General features: G+C 46.9%; 11 protein-coding genes. 6 read left to right on the plus strand and 5 right to left on the minus strand.

Annotated elements, in window-relative coordinates; translation table 11 throughout:
* Positions 1 to 114 precede the first annotated feature (114 nt).
* A complete protein-coding gene (locus VIS94_16485) occupies positions 115 to 1,314 on the plus strand; it encodes a 4Fe-4S dicluster domain-containing protein (GenBank protein ID HEY9162676.1) in 1,200 nt (399 codons plus the stop codon).
* 170 nt (positions 1,315 to 1,484) lie between these two features.
* On the opposite strand, the gene VIS94_16490 is transcribed toward VIS94_16485, so the two are convergent.
* The gene (locus VIS94_16490; protein HEY9162677.1) at positions 1,485 to 3,230 is read right to left on the minus strand and encodes an amidohydrolase; all 1,746 of its coding nucleotides are present in this window, start codon (positions 3,228 to 3,230) and stop codon (positions 1,485 to 1,487) included.
* Between the two features lie 400 nt (positions 3,231 to 3,630).
* On the opposite strand from VIS94_16490, the gene VIS94_16495 reads away from it, so the two are divergent.
* Positions 3,631 to 4,344 carry a right-handed parallel beta-helix repeat-containing protein gene (locus tag VIS94_16495; GenBank protein ID HEY9162678.1) on the plus strand — a complete coding sequence of 238 codons (714 nt, stop codon included), beginning with the start codon at positions 3,631 to 3,633 and terminating at the stop codon, positions 4,342 to 4,344.
* 77 nt (positions 4,345 to 4,421) lie between these two features.
* Here VIS94_16495 and VIS94_16500 read toward each other — a convergent pair whose 3' ends face one another.
* Positions 4,422 to 6,530, minus strand: coding sequence for a serine hydrolase domain-containing protein (locus VIS94_16500; protein ID HEY9162679.1), 2,109 nt, complete (start codon positions 6,528 to 6,530; stop codon positions 4,422 to 4,424).
* A gap of 232 nt (positions 6,531 to 6,762) precedes the next feature.
* Positions 6,763 to 8,028: an MFS transporter gene (locus VIS94_16505; GenBank protein ID HEY9162680.1), complete on the minus strand. Its 1,266-nt coding sequence runs from the start codon at positions 8,026 to 8,028 to the stop codon at positions 6,763 to 6,765.
* Positions 8,029 to 8,546: 518 nt separating this feature from the next.
* On the opposite strand from VIS94_16505, the gene VIS94_16510 reads away from it, so the two are divergent.
* On the plus strand, positions 8,547 to 9,536 hold the full coding sequence (locus VIS94_16510; GenBank protein ID HEY9162681.1) for a hypothetical protein: 990 nt from the start codon (positions 8,547 to 8,549) through the stop codon (positions 9,534 to 9,536).
* A 55-nt stretch (positions 9,537 to 9,591) separates the two neighbouring features.
* Complete coding sequence (rsgA, locus tag VIS94_16515) at positions 9,592 to 10,653, plus strand: ribosome small subunit-dependent GTPase A (GenBank protein HEY9162682.1); 1,062 nt, start codon at positions 9,592 to 9,594, stop codon at positions 10,651 to 10,653.
* A gap of 61 nt (positions 10,654 to 10,714) precedes the next feature.
* Here rsgA and VIS94_16520 read toward each other — a convergent pair whose 3' ends face one another.
* Both VIS94_16520 and yfcD read right to left on the minus strand, forming a co-directional pair.
* Positions 10,715 to 11,929, minus strand: a complete 1,215-nt coding sequence (locus VIS94_16520) for an alanine racemase (GenBank protein ID HEY9162683.1) — start codon at positions 11,927 to 11,929, stop codon at positions 10,715 to 10,717.
* A gap of 113 nt (positions 11,930 to 12,042) precedes the next feature.
* Positions 12,043 to 12,570 carry an NUDIX hydrolase YfcD gene (yfcD, locus tag VIS94_16525; GenBank protein HEY9162684.1) on the minus strand — a complete coding sequence of 176 codons (528 nt, stop codon included), beginning with the start codon at positions 12,568 to 12,570 and terminating at the stop codon, positions 12,043 to 12,045.
* Between the two features lie 115 nt (positions 12,571 to 12,685).
* Here yfcD and VIS94_16530 point away from each other — a divergent pair, with 115 nt between their 5' ends.
* Positions 12,686 to 18,466: a PAS domain S-box protein gene (locus VIS94_16530; protein HEY9162685.1), complete on the plus strand. Its 5,781-nt coding sequence runs from the start codon at positions 12,686 to 12,688 to the stop codon at positions 18,464 to 18,466.
* Positions 18,463 to 19,401 (plus strand): diguanylate cyclase, encoded by a 939-nt coding sequence (locus VIS94_16535; GenBank protein HEY9162686.1) that lies wholly within the window; start codon positions 18,463 to 18,465, stop codon positions 19,399 to 19,401. Before VIS94_16530 ends, VIS94_16535 begins: the two co-directional genes overlap by 4 nt.
* The last annotated feature ends 14 nt before the right edge of the window (positions 19,402 to 19,415 follow it).

Here is a 19,415-nt window from a genome sequence, read left to right on the forward strand (position 1 = left end):
GTCTGTCAGCAATGCCGCATTAAAGGAAATCGTCTAATGTACAGTTTTGATTTTAGAGTAAGTATTAATTAGCCCGAACTTATGGACTGAATCTTTCGGCGCACAGGAGACGATATGAAGGACTTGAAATCTTCCGTGATAATAATCCTCTATTTTCTTGCTGTTACTGCATTTGTACTGACTGCATCATTTGTTATATCGAATCTCTGGAGCAGCCAGACGAAGGCTTCTATTGACGAAAAGAATATGTCGATCGCCCCCGGGATGACAATCATGGGTTTCGGGAAAGCCAACAATCTTTATGATACTGTCTTAAAGGAGCTTTTCAATCTCAAAAACAAATCTGAGCTTGAAACGCGCCTGGATAAATTCGGAACCGAAGAGCGGATAAGAGAGATTGTTAGAAGCCGCGCCGCACTTGCCGAAGAGCACGCTTCGAAAAACTGGGTGAAGATCAGGGTAAAGTTCGCGTTCTGGCTAATCTTTCTCGTAGCCGTATTCCTGTATGCAGGAAAACACAGGATGAATAGTCGTTTAAGAAAAATCCTGCTGTTTGCCTCATTGAGCGTATTCGGTGTTATGCTCGGGGCTGATCCGGCTCCAATGGGTACGGTAAAAGATGCAATCTATCTGTTTGCGAAAAAGCATGTGATATTTCCGCCTCGTATGATAGCACTGGCCCTTTTCCTTGTAATCGTTCTTATTGCCAACAAATACATCTGTGCATGGGGCTGTCAGGCAGGGACATTGCAGGACCTTGTTTTCAGGATCAATCAGGACGGAAAAGGCAAGGCCGTTCTCGGCAAACAGATACGCATCCCATTTGCCGTTTCAAACAGTGTTCGGGCGGTTTTTCTTGCAATCTTCATTCTTGCAGCCTTCGCCTGGGGAAAGGATATAATCAAACCGATAGATCCTTTCAGCATATATAATCCGGTTTCCATAAGTCTTGCCGGAGGGATTTTCATAGCAGTGCTTTTGATATCGAGCCTGTTCGTTTACAGACCCTGGTGCCATTTATTCTGTCCGTTCGGGTTACTTGGATGGGTAGTTGAAAAGGCGAGCATTATTAAAATAAGCGTTAATTACGATACATGCATAGCCTGTGGGAAATGCGCCAAATCATGCCCCTCGACCGTCATGAACGCAATATTGAAGAGGGAGCAGAAAACAATTCCTGACTGTTTTACCTGTTATTCATGCAGGGATGTCTGCCCCACAAAGTCCATAGTCTTCGGAATACGCAAGCGCAGCCTTCCTCCCGAAGGCCATTTTGAAAGAAAAGCTGTTTCGGATAAAGTGACGGCTGCTTGAACACGCATATTCGAAATGAAAAAGGTCACGATCAATGAAGATCCGGATAAAGAGCGCCGTGAGATATGGGAGGAGGTTGTTCTGTATAAATAAGAATTCCAGTGCCAGACCTTTTCATATTGAAATACTTACTTCATGTTGAAAAGGTCTGACATTGCACTCAGTCTGAACTATTTATTTGATTTTTTATGCGCCTTCTTGTCTTTCATGGCGTCGTACACGATATTGCCGTCCATGACTGTCAGAAGGACTTGGTTGTTGTGTATGTCCGAATTTTTCTGTTTGAAGAGGTTCTTTTCCAGCACGATAAGGTCTGCAAGTTTTCCAACTTCAATAGAGCCGATGTCTTTTTCCATGCCGAGCTGGTATGCGCCATTTATCGTATAGCCGCGCAGCAACGTATCGATGGGCAGCCTTTCGTCTGCTGGCGGAAGGAAGTTGGAATCCTTCTTGCCGAGATCCCTCCTGGTATGGCCGACCTCGATCTCGTTGAAGGGATTAAGTCCCTTGATACCCGTACTGGCAGGGAAGTCACTGCCGAAGGTCACCCTCACACCCGCCTTGTCCAGGCTGTTGAACAGAGCCTGCATTTCATATGCGGTTTTTCCGACCGCCGGTTCAGTTACATCATCCCTGATCATCCATAACGGGGTGGTCTGGGCGGTGACGTCTCCAAGCGCCTTCAGTCGTTCTACCGTATCGGGCATGAAGAACTGTACGTGGCATATGGTCTTTCGTGTCGGTGTTAAGCCTTTTGCCTTTTTGAGATTTTCATAGGCGCCGAGGACATCGCTTATGGCGCGGTTGCCTATCGCATGGATATGTATGTTGAATCCCGCATCATCGCACTTCCTGACAAAATCGTTCAGCATCTGAGGAGGTATAAGTTCGAAGCCTTTGTTCCCCTTGTCGTTCGCAAAATCGTCGAACATGGCGCAGCTTTTGGCATCAAGCGTGCCGTCGTACACCACCTTCATGACATTTACTTTGAAGAGTCTGGAATCGTACTCCTTCTTCAACCTGGAAAGATCGTCAACAGCGGTTGGTAGAAGGGCCGGATTTGCGATTGAGTGGCATCCGAATACCCTGAAAGGAAGCTTGTCCTTCCTCTCCAGGTCGGCATAGGCCTTGAAAGAGAGCTCCTCCATCGGTGATGCCGCATCGAATACCGTCGTAATGCCGAAAGAAGACAGTACCGGGAAAAACTGGTCGTTACCCTTGTTTATGTCTTCGGGGCTGATGTCCATCTTTGCGATAAACGGCGCATATGTCATCGGCTCAATGCACCAACCTGTGGGGTTGCCGTCCCTGTCCCTCTTGTAATAGTGGCCGCCCGGCAGCGGATCGGGTGTGTCTTTCGTTACACCGGCCATCTTGAGCGCCGCCGTATTCACCCACATCGAATGGCCGTCGTTGTCTATGATCATAACCGGCTTTTCGCTTTCGACTACGTCAAGGTCTTTTGCTGTTGGTCCGTCCGGCCCGAACATTTCCGGAGTGAACCCCATGAGGGTAATCATGGGTTCGCACTTCCTTTCATCGACGGCCTTTTTCACCCCGGCGAGATACTGCTCTTTCGTGCCGCTCTGATCAAGCTGTCCGACTCCGGCCAGAAGCCCGCCTATGCTCGGGTGCATGTGGCTTTCGATGAAGCCGGGAAGGAGCATCTTTCCCTTGAGATCGAAGACCCTGGTATTCTGATCAACGATTTTCTTTGCAGTCTTGGTATCGCCCACATAGATTATGCGGTTGCCTTCGATCACGACCGCTTGGGCATGCGGCGCTTTGGGATTCATGGTGTAGACAGCGGCATTGATGAAGGCAGTTCTTGGCTGACCTGCAAAAGCGTAACCTGATATCACCAGTGCGAAAACAAAAATGAACACATGAAATAAAGCCGGTTTGATTCTCTTCACGTTCATATACCTCCTTTAGTGATTATGAAAGTTGGTGTACGGGCAAAGGAAACTTCTTAAGTTTTACTTATCGGAATGTCCGGCGCACACCTTAACATCACCTGAGAGATGTAGCCTACGAGGCACTAGGGGGAACGCTGTTAACCAAATAACTTGAAATAGAATAATTTATTAAAGAAACAACGTCCCCATGACGGTCTGACTTTATTAATGCAGGACGAATGTTAAGGTATACGAAAGGATAATTGACAGGGAAATATTGTTAAAATATGATTTAATCAAATAGTGTCTTGATCCTTGATATATTATGTAATTGTCCCATTTCAAGTACTTACACAAGGTCGCTTGCCAACAAGACGTTCACTCTTGAATTGATGAATAAATATAAAGGAGGTTTATAATGAAAAGAATAGCTGAATCTTTATCGGTAATGGTTTTTGTCGCGTGCTTTCTTTGCAGCTGCAACGGCCCAATGATAATAACAGGCAATCTGCTGCTTAAGTTCATGTCAGACCGTGGTACAGGCACGGCAGCTGACCCTTATATTATCGAAAACAAGGAAATCGATATGACAGGGAAGAACGCGAATGCAGGCATACAGCTCCAGTATACGACCGCCTATGTAGTTATCCGCAACTGCCATATCTTCAACGGGGTTTATGCACAGAACAATTTAAACGAAAACGACAGGGCCGACAACCTGGGCATCTTGTTCCAGAATGTGAAGAACGCTACCATTGATAACTGCAAGATTGAATACAACAATATGGGAATGTGGCTGGAGGGATGCCATGCAGTAACGGTCAAGAATTGCAGAGTCTTGAACAACCGCTACCGCGGGATCTACCTGATGGACTCCAGCAACTGTGATATCGAAGATAACGAGGTGCACAGCAGCAGCACGGAATACGGGGATGACATCCTGCTCAATACGAATTTCAAGAAATTCATGAGCGTCTGCCAGTATAACGATGTCAAGTATAATGAAACAAAAAAGATTCATCTGATGGGCAACGAGTACACCCGCTATAACTACATAATTGGCAATACATGGGAAGGCGGACCTTCAGAGCATTACCAGGATTCGCACGTCGGTGAAAACTACTATTATTGACCAGTTATTTGCTCGGAGCCCTGGGATGCTGCAGGGCTCCGGCAGTATTCCGGTCAGAAGCGGACCATATGGTCAATTTAGAAGGCTGTTATTGATAGTGTATATTCGCTTGCATCCGCCGGCGACGGCGTTATCCCCAGATAATAGGTTCCTGTGATGCTTTCCCAGTCTAATGATCCCTGACCAAATGCGACCGGTGACTTGAGCGTGGAGTCAAAGAGTACCAGAGTGTACTGAGGGTTCGTTCCCGATGTCACCACGCCGATATTCTGTCCCGGTGTCGCAATCGTAAGCCTGTACCAGTCAGTATGATGGAACCGGGTGCTGCCGATGATAACGTCACCTATGCTTATGTCAGGCACGAGGCCGATGTCGTAGCCGGAATATCCGCCAATTGTGACTCTTTCTCCGCCTGTCACCGGCTCGACTCTTACGCAGCTGTCGCCCCGGTTGTTTATACCTGCCACCCAGGCGAGACCATCGTAACCGGAATCCGGCGTCAGCACATTCTGCGCCCCGTATTTGCCGCCCAGGAGAAGGCCGTCTTTTGTTGAAAATGAAATGCTTGCCTCTCCCCAGCCAATGTCATTGAATCCGAAATTATCTATTATATAGGTTTTGCCGAGTCTTGCTGTCCATGCAGGGGTTATTAACGGCGCGATCTTCTGTCCCATTATGAAAAAGGCGTATCCGCCGCAGGAAAGTTCCTCCATGTCCGAGCCGCTGCTGCCCACCTGTATCAGCACCTGATAGTTGTTTCCTCCCCATGAAATGTTCTTGAATGAGTATTTCTGGCTGCAGCCTGCGCAGGCGTACATCGATCCGTCATAGCTGAGAGTGAGGCTTGTCGGCGAAGAGGTATTGGCGTTCAGGCTCAGCGTAACCGTGCCGTCGCCGTTGTCAATGACCTTATGGTATTTTGTATTTCCTGCGTATATGCCAGAGGTTTGCGATGAGTCATGTATCGACTGGATTATAGGCAGCGCCGGCATGCTCTGGTGAATGTCGTATTTGTCGATGAGCGCATTCTTGAGGCATTCGCGGGCTATCGCATATTTGATGTTCCCGGCGGTGTTGGAATTGCAGAGCACAACCACGCCGAGTTTCCTGTCCGGAAGCAGCTCTATAACTGACTCGAAGTTGGTCGTACTGCCGTCTTTTATCCAGGCGCGTCCCGCATAGCTCATTGCAAAATCATTTGTTATGTCGAAACCGGGGCCGGGGTTGAAGTATGAAAAGATGTCCAGCTGCGACTTCTCTTCGCAGCCCATGAGCGCAACTGTTGCAGGGTTGAGTATTCGCGTCCCGTTCGGATGGAGGCCTTCGCCCAAAAGCATCATGATGAACTGTGACATGTCGATTACCGTGCTGTATGCTCCGCCGGTTGCGGTGAGGTTAGCTTCCATCCCGGGTACCGGCTGCCCGTTCACATAACCCATTGCTGCATTGTCCGTTATCTTCCTGAAAGAGCTGCGGCTCATCCCGAGAGGTGCGAGCAGGTTTTCCTGCATGTATGAGGTAAAGGTATCTGCGCCTCCTGCCCTGCGCACGATTTCGCCAGCTAACACAAAACCTGTGTTGCAGTACGATGCAATCTGGCCGGGGGCATAGACAGGGTAGTCGTCTCTGAGATATGAATAGAGCCAGTCAATATAAAGGCTGGTATTCCAGTCGTCCCACATCTCCTCCACGAAGCCTGCATTCCATATGTCGCCAGGTATGCCGGAATGGTGGTTGAGGAGGCGTCTCACGATTATACCATGCATCTGGCCGGGAAATCGCGCAGCCATATCGAATTCCGGCAGATAGCTTGTTATGGGCGCATCCAGTTCGATGAGTCCCTTATCATAAAGGTTGAGCAGCGCCGCCGTTGTGAGAGTCTTCGAGACAGAACCTATCATGAATACGGTATCGGCAGTTGCAGGCGTCTTAAGCTCCTTGTCGGCAAATCCGAATCCCTGTGACCATACAATCCTGTCATTATCCACAAGTGCTATGCCGAGACCGACGAGATTGTACTGAGTAATGGCGCTCTCTATGTATGCGGATGTGTTTTCAATGGTCGCCGTGTAGTCCGTACCGCTGTTTGAAGAAGATGATGAAGAGGATGAACAGCCCGAAGCTGCAGAGAAGAATAATGACGCAAGTACGATTCCTGAAAGAAACATGTTGATTTTTTTAGTCATAAGTCTTTCCCCCTGTGTCTCCGGACTGGCTGTTTGAAGAAGCAGACTATATCATTGTCGTCTAAACCGTAGAAAATCTTTATCTGCTAAAATATAATTCTGTGAAAAAGGATATCGGGGTAATGCACAGGAGTGAGTATTAAACGAATGCCAAATGATCATTATGAATGTAAATCCGCCCCGTAATTCAGTATGGGGCGGCAAACATTCAGTTTACTGCTTTAAGATTTTATCAACTGTTGACTCCTGATTCCAGGCTTAAGGCTCTCCGGGAAAACACGGAATTTTTTAGCGCCATATACCCCAACGCTGCAGACAGGATGCACAAAACCAGATATAGCGCGAATGCAATGTTGTAGTTGCCGGTCTTGTCGAATATGTAACCTGAAAGCGGCATACCGAGGCCTGAGCCAAGTGTCTGGAAAATCGCCATGACACCATAAATTGTCGAAAAATGCTTAAGCCCTGCGCATGAGGCTGTCATAAGAGGCGGCATTACAGTCTGAACGGCATTGCCTATGCCATAGATAACACCCCATGTGATGGCGACCCATACCAGTCTGGAACCGAACAGCAGTGCTATACCGAGGCCGAGTATCCCGCAGAAAATGACAAGACCTGTCGAAAGACCTTTCTTGTCGCTGATTCTTCCGAGGCTGAGTTTTCCGACAACAGTCATTCCAAGATACAGCGCCATGATGTTTGCTGCAAAAGTAGATGAATGGCCCACATCTGTCAGATAGGGTATCAGGTGCTGCTGAATGCCTACGTTAAGGGTATTGAGGAAGAAAATCATCAGCGCAAGGAGGATGAACGAACCGGTCTTTACGAACTGGCCAAGTGTCAGACCCTCTGCGGCTTCGGCAATATCCTGGGCTGTTTCAGGCGTACCGTCAGGAGTCTGTCCAATTTCCTCAGGGGTTTTCCGCATGATGAGTGTCGCGGTAGGGACAGAAATAAGGAATATCACCGTTCCGAGAATTATGGCTGTACTCCTCCATCCGTAATTGATAATCAGCCAGTTGCCCACAGGATTCGAGATCATGCCGCCGATGCCGGTTGCGGAAAATACTATACCCATTGCAATCCCGCGTTTTACCCTGAACCAGTTGTTTATCATGGTAGATACCGGGATGATATGACTGCCCGCATGGCCTATGCCTATGAAAACTGCAAGGATATAAAAGTTTGACAGGGTATTGCACTGCGACAGCATCGCAAACGATATGCCCAGAAGCGCCGTACAGAAGCCCATCACCAGCCTGACATTGAAGCGCTCCATCAGCTTTCCCACAATTGGTGCTGCAAAGGTCATGGAAAGGGCGGCGATGGTGAAGTACAAAGAAAAATCACCTCTCTTGAACCCCAGTTCTTCAACAACAGGCTTGAAAAAGATCCCCAGTGCGTTGAACGCTATACCGATGCCTATGAAATTTAAAATGAATCCGCCTGCTACAATCCACCAGCCGTAAAATTTCCTGTCCTGAAAACTCTGCATGCAGCCTCCTTTGCCCTTAAGAATAGTTAGTGATTGAAATAATGTGTCTGTATATATCCGGCGGCAGGCCGGTCCGGCTTTCGCCGGTTATTCATACTGCTTAAACTATGAAAAGGTTGGCCGTTGTTGTATAAATTGTCTTCGCATTAATATTAATAACCGGATTTGCACCAATTGCAATTACATGCAGCGATTTTTCATCTAACATAACAGATTATGACAGAAATTTTGCGGAAAGCCGAAAGGGCTTCACAAGCGATCCGGCCTTTTTGAAGCAGCTTGAAGCAAAGAACGGTTTTCCTGAAACCAGACGTATGATACTATGATATCAGGCTTTGTATGCAGCCGTGAATGAAAAGCATTCCTTGCAGAGTGGGATTATTATGAGATGCCTTATACGAAACGTTCCTGCATTATATATCATTTTCTTTTTGTTGATTGCCGCCTGTTCCGGTGTTTCGGATAGTGATGAAAACTCAACTCCAAAGGATAATCAGCAGCCTGAACAGCAGGAAACAGTGTGTGAAGAGGTTGCCCCATGCGTTTACGGTCTATGGAGCGAATTTCTATCCCCTGAAGAAACCGCCGCCCGGATACCCGCTTTAAAAGAAAGAGGGATTGCGCTGTTCCAGAACATCCCGTCTGAAAAAATCTTTGACAATGCTTATGGTGAACTCTTACGCAATGCATCATGCAGCGGCCTCGAGGTCAGGGCATGGCTTACGCTGCCTGAAAAAGACGGCTACTGGCCTAATGAAAAAAACGCAGAGCTTTTTTCATCCACCGCAATTGAACTTGCCCGATGGATAAGGGCCGGCAACTGGAACATAAACTGGATAGTCGTTGACATGGAGCCTGATCTTGAGATGCTCAACAAACTGCTCGCCTCGCTTGGCTCTTTTGACATTGCAACCGCTGTCCGGATCCTGGTTGAAAACAGTGACGACGAAAGTTACAAAAAGGCGCACGGAATATATTCCGCTATGGTGGAAAAACTCCATACAATGGGCTTCAAGGTTATGGTCACGACATTTCCGATGCTGCTTGACGATCTTGCGGACGGAGACAGCACGATACAGAATCTTCTCAACATACCGGTAGACGGTATAGCCTGGGATCAGATTTCCGTCATGGCATATTCCACCATCTTTGAAAGCATTCTCAAAACAGATGTCCCGGAATATCTTGTCTATTCATACGGTGCCGATGCAGTAAAGTATTACGGTGACAGAGCGGCCATTGAGCTTGGGATGATAGGTCAGGTCGGCATGATTTCTTATGAGGGAATATCCGACCCGGAAGTGCTTAAAAAGCAGGTTGGTGCGGCTAAAGCGGCGGGTCTCAAAGATATTCATGCATATTCTCTTGACGGTATTATGAGCTTTGACAACCGGCAGGATTTCCTTGAAATGTTTGAAGCGCGGGATCCCAGGAAAGTTGACGTCTTCATACCCGTGGCGCTTTTACGCAAAGGCCTGAAGATTATAGACTATATGATAAAGGATTAACGGCCAGTTGCCGCGGGCAGGCGGATTGAAGGGCGGAGAAATATAATTGAAATCTATGAATGAATTAAGTGCACTTGGTTTTAGCGATTGGTTTGAATCTCATGCAGGCGGTATTCTCCGCGAAGGTCAACAAGTTGCACGCGTATCGGCAGTTGACCGGAATTCGTATATGATAAGGAATGAACTTGAAGAGATTCCTGCCGAGCTTGCGGGTAAGTTCTATTTTAATTCAGGCTCGCCTGTCGAGATGCCATGTGTAGGCGACTGGGTTGCCGTGCAGTATTACAATGACAACTCTGCGGCGATCATCCATGCCGTGTTTCCGCGGAAGACCTTTTTGCGCCGTAGGCGCGCCGGTACGGAAATCGACTACCAGATGATCGCAGCCAATATCGATATCGCTTTCATCATCCAGTCATGCCACTTCGACTTCAACCTGTCCAGATTGAACAGATATCTGGTAATGGCTGCCGACGGGCGTGTCGAGCCGGTCATCATTCTTGCCAAAACCGATTTAATTACAAGTCACGAGCTTGAGGAAAAGCTTGATGCTGTCATACAGGCGGGCATCACGGTAAGGGTCATTGCCCTGAGCAATATAACCGGAGCAGGATTCGATGAATTCAAGCAGGTATTGATGCCTGGAAAAACATATTGCCTGCTTGGGTCATCCGGAGTGGGCAAGACCACGCTGATCAATCATCTGACCGGACGGGATGATCTTGCCACCAAAGCCGTAAGCCGAACAGGGGAGGGCACACACTCGACAACGCGGCGGCAGCTCATTGTTCTTGATGAACACATTATGTTCATCGATACGCCCGGGATGAGAGAACTTGGTATTCTGGGCGCCGGTGAAGGAATGGATAAAGGTTTTGAAGATATTATTAAACTCTCAGCAACCTGCCGTTACGCGGACTGCAGTCATACGCAGGAGGCGGGTTGTGCCGTTCTTGCGGCAATTTCAAAAAAAGAACTGAGTGAAGAGCGATATTCAAGCTATATGAAACTCAAAAAAGAATCGGATTTCTATGAAATGTCGTATCTTGAGAAACGTAATAAAGACAAGGCATTCGGCCGCTTCATCAAGACGGCAAAGAAGACCATGAAAAGGTGAAACGAAAACCAAGAATTAAGCCTCCCTCAAAACGATAAGAGAGTTCTTGAAGGGTTGCCTGCTATAAAAACGCGAAGCCATCGCCCCGGTAGGTCTTAACCGTGTCAACGACTTTGCCTGATCTGACAAGATAAAGCTCGTTGAACCTTTCGCAGAGTTCGCCTGCCTTGGCATGCTGAAAAATGACAGTGTCACCGATTTCTATGGGAGAGCCGTTTTCAGGAAGAACAAGAGGTGTCTGCACCTCGCCGGCAGCCTCCATCGGCACAAACTTCAATCCCGGAGGAAAAACCGGAACTGGCAATCTGTCAATACCGGCAGGGCCGGATGCGGAATAGCCTCCTCCGTGGCAGGTGATTATTCCCGGCGCAGGCTTTCTGACAACCTGCAATGCGAAAAATGCTGAAGGTTTGAACTCAACTTCCTTGAAATGATGGAAAAGTGCAGGGCAGTAAAATGCAGAACCCGCTGTCACTTCTGTAAGATCCGGGTCCGAGCCGGATGAAACGAGACTACCGCTGCCTCCGCCGTTAACCACTCTGAGTTTCACGCCTTCTTTTCTGAGAGCCGAGACAACCGAATCCCGGCGTTTCGTTAGTTCCCGCACCGAAACCTTTTTCAAAAGCCTCTTGATTCTGTTCTGAATTTTCTGGCCGGGGATATCGTCTTCAAGGCTTGCCACATGCGCTTCATAGCCCATGAGACTGTCGATTTCCACCCCTGTGAGGCTTCGGGAATAATTAACCAGGGCTGTCACGTCACTGATAGTCCTTAAAGGGCTTCTCCTGACTCCCAGATGGATTTTATTGCCTGCCGGCCGATAAGACATGTCCACATCGATGCAGGCTTTAAGAATGACGCCCGAGGCTTTTCCCGTCTCGCTCATTTTATCAAGCTGTTCTTGACAATCGACCATGAGGCTCACGGTCTTTCCCTGGGACGACATTTCTGCAAGCAGTTTCATGTCGCTTGTCTGTACGCTGGGATAGGCGATAATTATATCGTCAAAACCGTTTCGGACAAGAAATCCCGCTTCCTCGACGGTAAATGCTAGGATCCCCTGATAGGCATTTCCCCCGATATCAAATATTCTTTTTAAGAGGCTTATGCATCTGACGGACTTTGACCCTATCCTGATTGTTTTTCCGGTATTAATCTGAGTCGCCGCCACGTAATCGACATTTGCGTCAAACCTGTCAAGATCTACAAAAGCAAGCGGCAGCCGGGTGTTGCTGATGGCATTGATATATTCCCTGAAAACAGTTTCGCCCTGCATAGCAGTTGCCTCCCGTCTCATCCTGGTCAAGCATACTTTTTAAAATCAAGATATATCAGCAAAATATAATTCCAAAACATAATTTTAAAAGAGGTAGAATATGATTGGAACCGTTATACATGAAAAGATGAGGTTTTATTATCTCCACGGTTTTCCAGGTATCTCTGAAGAACATGAACGCTGTCCGGCGTGCACGCGTTTGTAAGGGTTAGACCGAGCGCTTCTTCGACACTGTAGAAAGCCCCTGAGATCACTTCTTCAGCCTGGAGCAGGAACGGACCGTCAGATATGCATGAAAAAACGCGTCCCCAGACCTTCTGGTTTTCATACTCGCCGTAGAAATCAAAATGAGCCTGCAGCGGGACATTCCTGATGCCGATTTCCTCCTCGATTTCCCTTGCAGCGGATTCCTCATAGGTTTCTCCGGCTGTAACCACACCACCAACACACAGGTCATAATACCCGGGAAATATGTCTTTGTTGAAAGTCCTCTGATGGACGAACAGGTCGCCGGCATGGCTGAAAACAAGTATGTAAGTCGCCCTGTGGATAAGACCGTCCCTTCTCATGACATATCTCGGGGCGCTTCCAATAACATTGTTTTCCTTATCGACGATCAAGGCCTCTTCGAACGATGACATATGTGCTCCTTTGTTTTGAATTGATATTTTTTAATAACCGCATCTTCATATTCCGATAAGTATCAAATAATGTCATTTAATGACATGTTTTTTCAAGGAAGGAGATTGTTAGAAAATGATGAAACATGTTAACTACCTGAAAACATACATGATACCTTTTTATGTTATGTTGTTTTTGATTGCCGGATATTCAGTGTCATTATTGAATGCAGGATCACCTGTCACGGTTAAAATCGGCGTACTGGCAAATGAAGGCGAGGCGGAATGCCGAAAAATGTGGCAGCCCACAATGGATTATCTGGCAGGCCGAATGCCGGAATACAGGTTTAAACTTGTCCCTCTAGGATTTGACTCGATTGAAAAACAGGTTGAAAAAAACAGGGTGGATTTCATTATCTGCAATCCAGCCATATATGTGAATTATGAGGTAAAATACGGTGCGACAAGGCTGCTCACATTAAGGGAAAAGATCGGCGGTAAAATCGTCACGAATTACGGAGGGGTTATATTCACCAGAAAGGATAGGGCTGACATAAGAAGACTTTCCGATCTGAAAGGAAAAAGATTTGCCGCGGTAGATAAGGAATCTTTCGGCGGATGGCTGATTGCGCTTTATGAATTTAAAAAACATAAGATCGATCCTCAAAAAGAATTCGCCCCGCTCTATTTTAGCGGATCTCATCCCGGGGTTGTCTATGATGTAAGGGACGGCCGGGCTGATGCAGGGACTGTAAAGACAGGCATGCTCGAAAAGATGGCGGAAGAGAAAACAATCGATCTCAAAGATTTCCATGTATTTCCTCGTGAATCCAGGACAGATGAATCACCTTATCCTTTTCTTGTAAGTACAGATCTTTTCCCGGGCTGGACTTTTGCCAGGCTTAAGGGAACTTCCGAAGAGCTTGCGAAAGAGATTTCAAAGGAATTCCTTGATATGCCGGAAGACAGCGCGGCTGCAAAAGCGGCAGGCTCGGCGGGATGGACTGTCTGCCTGAGTTATCAGCCTGTCCACGAATGTCTCGAAGCTGTCAACGCACCGCCCTATGAAAATTTTGGAAACGTGTCATATAAAATAGCCTTTAAAAAGCTCATTACACCGATTGCTGCAATAGTAGCCGGACTCCTGGGTTTAATCATAATGATGATTTATATTGCCTGGCTTAACCGCCGTTTGAAAAATTCTGTCATCAATATCAGGAAAGAATCTGATCAGAAGGAATTGATGCAGAAAGAGCTGAAAGAAAGCGAAGAACGATTGAGGCTCATAAATGAAAACTCGGCTGATATAATTCTCTCTCTGGATACTAACGGTGTTTTTACCTATGTATCCCCCGTCTGGAAAAAGCTGCTGGGAAGCGATAGGGAAAGCATTACAGGCCTGTCATTCACAAAGTTTGTTCATCCCGGAGACCTTGACATGCTCAAAGAGTCTTTTATCCGGGTGGTTGTTTCAGCCGAACATGTCGAGGGAGTTGAATTCAGAGTGCTGCATACAAACGGAACATGGAGATGGTTCAGGATGAACGCCTCCCCGATTATTGATAATGAAGGGAAAGTGGAGGCTCTGGCAGGGGTTGCTCGTGATATAACCGAAAGCAAACGGGCCGAGGATGAGATAAAGGCGGCATTTGACATTATTGCAAATGCAGACGGTTTCACGATGGATGAGCTTCTTCAAAAAACTGTCAACGAGGCGGAAAGGCTTACCGGAAGCGAGGTGGCATTTTTCCATTTCGTTGAAGAAGACCAGAAGACAATAAGTCTGCAGGGCTGGTCGGATAATACTAAGAAAGTTTGCACTGCGTCAGGAAAGGGCGGTCACTATCCTGTCGAATCAGCCGGCGTGTGGGTTGACTGCATATATGAGCGGAAACCAGTAATCCACAACGATTATGCAGGTCTTTACCATAAAAAGGGGCTTCCCGAAGGCCATGTCCCACTGGTGAGGGAAGCGGTCGTTCCGATCTTCATCGATGATGTAATTGTCGGAATAATCGGGGTGGGAAACAAAGCGATAGACTATGATGAAAGAGATGTACACATCCTTTCAATGCTGGCAAAGAGCGCATGGTCGGTAATTCACCGAAGAAAGGCCGAGGCTGAACTTAAGGAAAACACTGAACTGTTTAAAACAATCGGCGACAGCGCACTTGATGCTCTGGTAGTAATGGACAGTAATGGAAACGTGACACTGTTTAACCCGTCTGCCGAAAAAATGTTCGGATACACTGAAAAAGAAATCATGGGAAAATCCGTACATGATTTCCTGGCTCCCGAAAGATATCGGAAAGACTTTGAAGCTAAATTTCCTGAATTTAAGAGAACAGGCAGAGGAGATGTCATTGGCAAGGTAGTTGAGCTTGTCGCAATCAACAAATATGGGACCGAGTTCCCTGTGGAAATATCGCTGGCTGGATTCAAAAAGGCCGATCAATGGATGTCGGTTGCGACCATCCGCGACATCACCGTACGCAAAATAATTGAAGATGAATACAAGAAGAGTGAGGAGAGATACCGCTCACTTGTAGAGAATATAAATGATGTCTTTTATATATTGGATAACGAAGGCAATATAACATATATCAGCCCGGTCATCGAACGGCTGTCCAAGTACAAGGTGGCCGATTTGATTGGGAAGTCTTTTGTTCCGATGATTCACCCGGACGATCTGCCGGGACTGCTGGAAAGCTTTGGCAGGCTGCAAAAAGGCCAGATGGAACCATCTGAATTCCGCATTATGGATAAAGACGGCACTGTCATACATGTCCGCACATCCAGCCGTCCATTATACACTGACGGAAAGATAACGGGTTTTACAGCCCTCATGAGCAACATTACAGAAAGAAAGCTTGCCGAGGAGGCTTTACGTGAAAGTGAACAGATGTTCAAAAGCACGCTTGAGGATGCCCCTGACGGAATTTACATAAGCGATCTTACAGGGAACTTTATTCTGGGCAACCGCAGGTGTGAAGAGATTATCGGATATAAACGTGAAGAGCTTATTGGCAGAAATTTTCTGGAGTTGAATCTTCTGGCCGAAGACGAACTTATCAAGGCTGCAGGACTGCTTCAGGCGAATATTGAGGGCAGGTCCACGGGCCCCGACGAATTCAATCTGATTCGAAAAGATGGCAGCAAGATCCCCGTTGAGATCAATACGAGCTTGATAAAACGCTATGGGGAAGCAGTTGCGCTGGCCTTTGTAAGGGATATTACAAAACGGAAACAGGCGGAAGATGCCTTCAAAAAGAGTGAGGAAAAATTCAGGACGCTTGTAGACAATGTTCCTGGAATTGTTTACCGCTGTGAAGCCAATGCGCCCTGGCGAATGCTCCATATCAATGATGTTGTCTTTGAGATAACAGGGAGGAAAGCGGCGGATTTTCTGGAAGGAAAAATCAAATGGGCAGATATAATTGTCCCATATGACCTTGAGTTTGTAGAAAAGAAAGTTCGCGAGGGAGTCGAAAAGAATATTTCTTATGAGATCGAATACCGTATATCAGGAGCGGATGGCGGCATAAAATGGGTATGGGAAGCAGGGAAATGCTCCTATGATGAAAAAGGCACCCCTCTCTATATCGACGGTGTGATTTTAGATGTAACACAACGCAAGATAATAGAGGCTGAGCTTGAGTACGCACGGGATACTGCCGAGGCAGCCACCAGGGCCAAAAGTGAATTCCTGTCCAATATGAGCCACGAGATAAGGACTCCGATGAACGCCATAATTGGACTGACCTATCTTGCGCTTCAGACCGGACTGACAGCAAAGCAGCGCGAATACCTGACCAGGATTCATGATTCTGCAGGAAATCTGCTTGGAATAATCAATGATATCCTTGATTTTTCCAAGATCGAGGCGGGCAGGATCGAGCTGGAGAATATCGAATTCTCATTCGATTCCATGCTTGCTGAAATATCGAATATCGTAAGCAAACAGGCTGAAGACAAGGGGATTGAATATGTGTTCGACATAGATTCCCATATTCCGGCAAAGCTCACAGGAGACCCGTTGAGGCTGAAGCAGGTACTGATTAATCTTACCGGAAATGCGATTAAATTCACGGAAAAGGGTGAAGTCGTTCTCAGGGCCGAACTTGTTAAAAAGACGGCGTTCAACGGGGAGACGAGGGCCAGGATAAAATTCATTGTCAGTGACACGGGCATAGGGCTCAAGCCCGAAGAGATCGAGAGACTGTTTGAATCATTTACCCAGGCTGACAGTTCTATAACACGAAGATTCGGCGGTACAGGGCTTGGCCTGACCATCAGCAGGAAGCTTGTCAATCTTATGGGCGGTGAAATCGAGGTTGAAAGCGTCTACGGAAGAGGCAGTTCGTTTTCATTCTCTGTGGATTTCAATGTAACGAAAGAATGGGATGACAGCATGGCCATTCCTTCCTTCATACAGGGTTCAAGGGCTCTTATTGTAGACGACAATGAAAGCGTCAGGGATATAATGGAAGCCTATCTGACAAGGTTCGGTTTCACAGTGACGGTGGCATCTGACGGCTACCAGGCCATCAGAATTCTTGAAGAGGAGAGCATTCCCTTCAGTCTCATGCTTCTTGACTGGAAGATGCCGGGACTCGACGGGATTCAGACGCTGGAGAAGATAAGAGGGGATGCAAGGATTTCTCAAGTTCCGCCTGTGATAATGGTTTCAGGCTATACGGATGAAGTCGATAACCTGTTTGCACAGGAGCATGGTGTGAGCGGTTTTCTGAAAAAACCGATGTCACGTTCCGACCTTTTCGATGTGATCATGGAAGTAATGGGCCAGAAATCTGAAAAAACAGATAAGATGATACGGCCGTCGATTGACAGCGAAATCTTTGAGAAGTTGAAAGGAGGCAGGGTTCTGCTTGTCGAGGATAATGTCATAAATCAGCAGGTTGCATCTGAGATCCTGAAAAGCGCCGGGATGCTTGTCAAAATTGCCGGCAATGGAAAAAAAGCCTTGAAAGCGCTTGAAGAAGATTCCTTCGACATAGTGCTGATGGATGTTCAGATGCCTGAAATGGACGGAATAGAGGCAACGCGAATAATAAGGAAAGACGACAAAAACCGGAATCTGCCCATTATTGCAATGACTGCGCATGCAATGTCAGGAGACAGGGAGCGCTTTCTGGAAGCGGGAATGAACGATCACACGCCTAAGCCAATCGATCCGGAATCTTTCTTTGCCACCCTGGCAAAATGGATTAACAGACAGAATACTGACGGTGAAATCAGCAGCGATATTGTCAGTATCAAGGAGTCTGGTACATTACCCGGAAAGCTTGAAGGTATAGATGTCGATAATGCGCTTAAGCGTATTATGGGCAATAAAGGGCTTTTGAGAGAAATCATTCTTGAATTCTGTACGAGCTTTCAGGATGCCTCGGAAAAGGTAAAATCCCTGGTTGATGTCGGTAAAATAGGGGAGGCGGAAGCACTTGTACATAACATCAAAGGGGCGGCAGGGAATATTGGTGCTTCAAGGCTTTATAGAATAGCGGCTGAGTATGATGACAGTTTAAAAAAGAACAGGACAGGCACCTTTAAAAAAATGCACAACAAGTTTGCTGAAGAGCTTAAAAAGGTGCTTTCAAACTCAGTGCTGCTTGCCGAACCGTCGGATGTGCATGATGATAAGCCTGTTTATATAAGTGAAAAAGAAAGCATGAAATTTGCCATGCTGGTAGATACCCTTGAAAGTCAGCTTAAGGAAAGCAGTTTTGACAGCGCTGAAACATATGATAAGATTGTTTCCATCGGGTGCAAGCCGCTGGAAAGTGAAATCAGGAAGCTCGGTATCGCCATCAACAGATTCGATTTTGAAGCCGCTATCGGCCTGCTCATGGAAATCAGGAAAAACATTGGTGTCTGCAGAGGGGAGGATAAGTCATGAAAAAAATACTTATCGTTGACGATTATCCCGCCAATATAAAGGTTCTTGGCGAGCTTCTGAGAGAAAAATATGAAGTGCTTGTGGCCACAAATGGTTTGAAGGCGGTCACCTTGGCCAGAGAAAAGGCGCCCGACCTCATTCTCATGGATGTGATGATGCCGGAAATGGACGGCTTCAGCGCCGCTTCAATAATAAAAAAAGATAAGCTTACCGAAGAAATACCGATAATATTCATTACTGCAAAGGGTGAGACCGAAGATATTGTGAAGGGTTTTGAAGTCGGCGGACAGGATTATATAACAAAGCCGTTCAATCCGCAGGAACTTTTCGCCAGGGTGAATACGCACCTTGAACTTCAACAATCCAAGCAGGCACTGAAAGATTATGCGCTTGAACTGGAAAAAGTGAATAACGAGCTGAAGGAATCGAACGCCATGCTCGAATTTATGGCATGGCATGATCAGCTTACAGGCCTTCCGAACAGGAGATATATGAGGGACCAGATTAAAGCCGAGCAAAACAGGTCTGCCCGCAGCGGAAAGCCTTTTACGTTGGTTATGGGTGATATTGACGACTTCAAGCGTGTTAATGACACATACGGGCATGAGACGGGCGATGGTGTTCTGAAACATATTTCAGAAATCATCACGGCATCATTGAGGAAGCAGGACTTATTGAGCCGATGGGGGGGAGAAGAATTTCTTTTTCTTCTGCCTGAAACCGATTTGGATGGGGCCATGATCGTATCGGAAAAGATACGGTCCAGTATTGAAGCGGAGCCGTATAATTTTGAGGACAAGTCAATTCGTCTTACCCTGACTCTCGGTGTTGCCGAATTCGATGAGGCTCAAGGGATTGACGGTGTTATAAGGCGTGCCGATGATGCCCTTTATAAGGGTAAAAAGGGTACTAAAAACTGTGTTGTAGCCGGATGAGGGGAGGGCGTCAA

It is taken from the genome of Desulfomonilia bacterium (genome assembly GCA_036567785.1).
In the GTDB taxonomy this organism is placed as follows: Bacteria; Desulfobacterota; Desulfomonilia; order UBA1062; family UBA1062; genus DATCTV01.

What these genes read in the sequence shown, in the direction of transcription:
- VIS94_16520 (HEY9162683.1), bottom strand. Translation starts at nt 11,929, where the DNA reads ATGCAGGGCGAAACTGTTTTCAGGGAATATATCAATGCCATCAGCAAC.
- yfcD (HEY9162684.1), bottom strand. Translation starts at nt 12,570, where the DNA reads ATGTCATCGTTCGAAGAGGCCTTGATCGTCGATAAGGAAAACAATGTT.
- VIS94_16530 (HEY9162685.1), top strand. Translation starts at nt 12,686, where the DNA reads ATGATGAAACATGTTAACTACCTGAAAACATACATGATACCTTTTTAT.
- VIS94_16495 (HEY9162678.1), top strand. Translation starts at nt 3,631, where the DNA reads ATGAAAAGAATAGCTGAATCTTTATCGGTAATGGTTTTTGTCGCGTGC.
- VIS94_16500 (HEY9162679.1), bottom strand. Translation starts at nt 6,530, where the DNA reads ATGACTAAAAAAATCAACATGTTTCTTTCAGGAATCGTACTTGCGTCA.
- rsgA (HEY9162682.1), top strand. Translation starts at nt 9,592, where the DNA reads ATGAATGAATTAAGTGCACTTGGTTTTAGCGATTGGTTTGAATCTCAT.
- VIS94_16535 (HEY9162686.1), top strand. Translation starts at nt 18,463, where the DNA reads ATGAAAAAAATACTTATCGTTGACGATTATCCCGCCAATATAAAGGTT.
- VIS94_16505 (HEY9162680.1), bottom strand. Translation starts at nt 8,028, where the DNA reads ATGCAGAGTTTTCAGGACAGGAAATTTTACGGCTGGTGGATTGTAGCA.
- VIS94_16485 (HEY9162676.1), top strand. Translation starts at nt 115, where the DNA reads ATGAAGGACTTGAAATCTTCCGTGATAATAATCCTCTATTTTCTTGCT.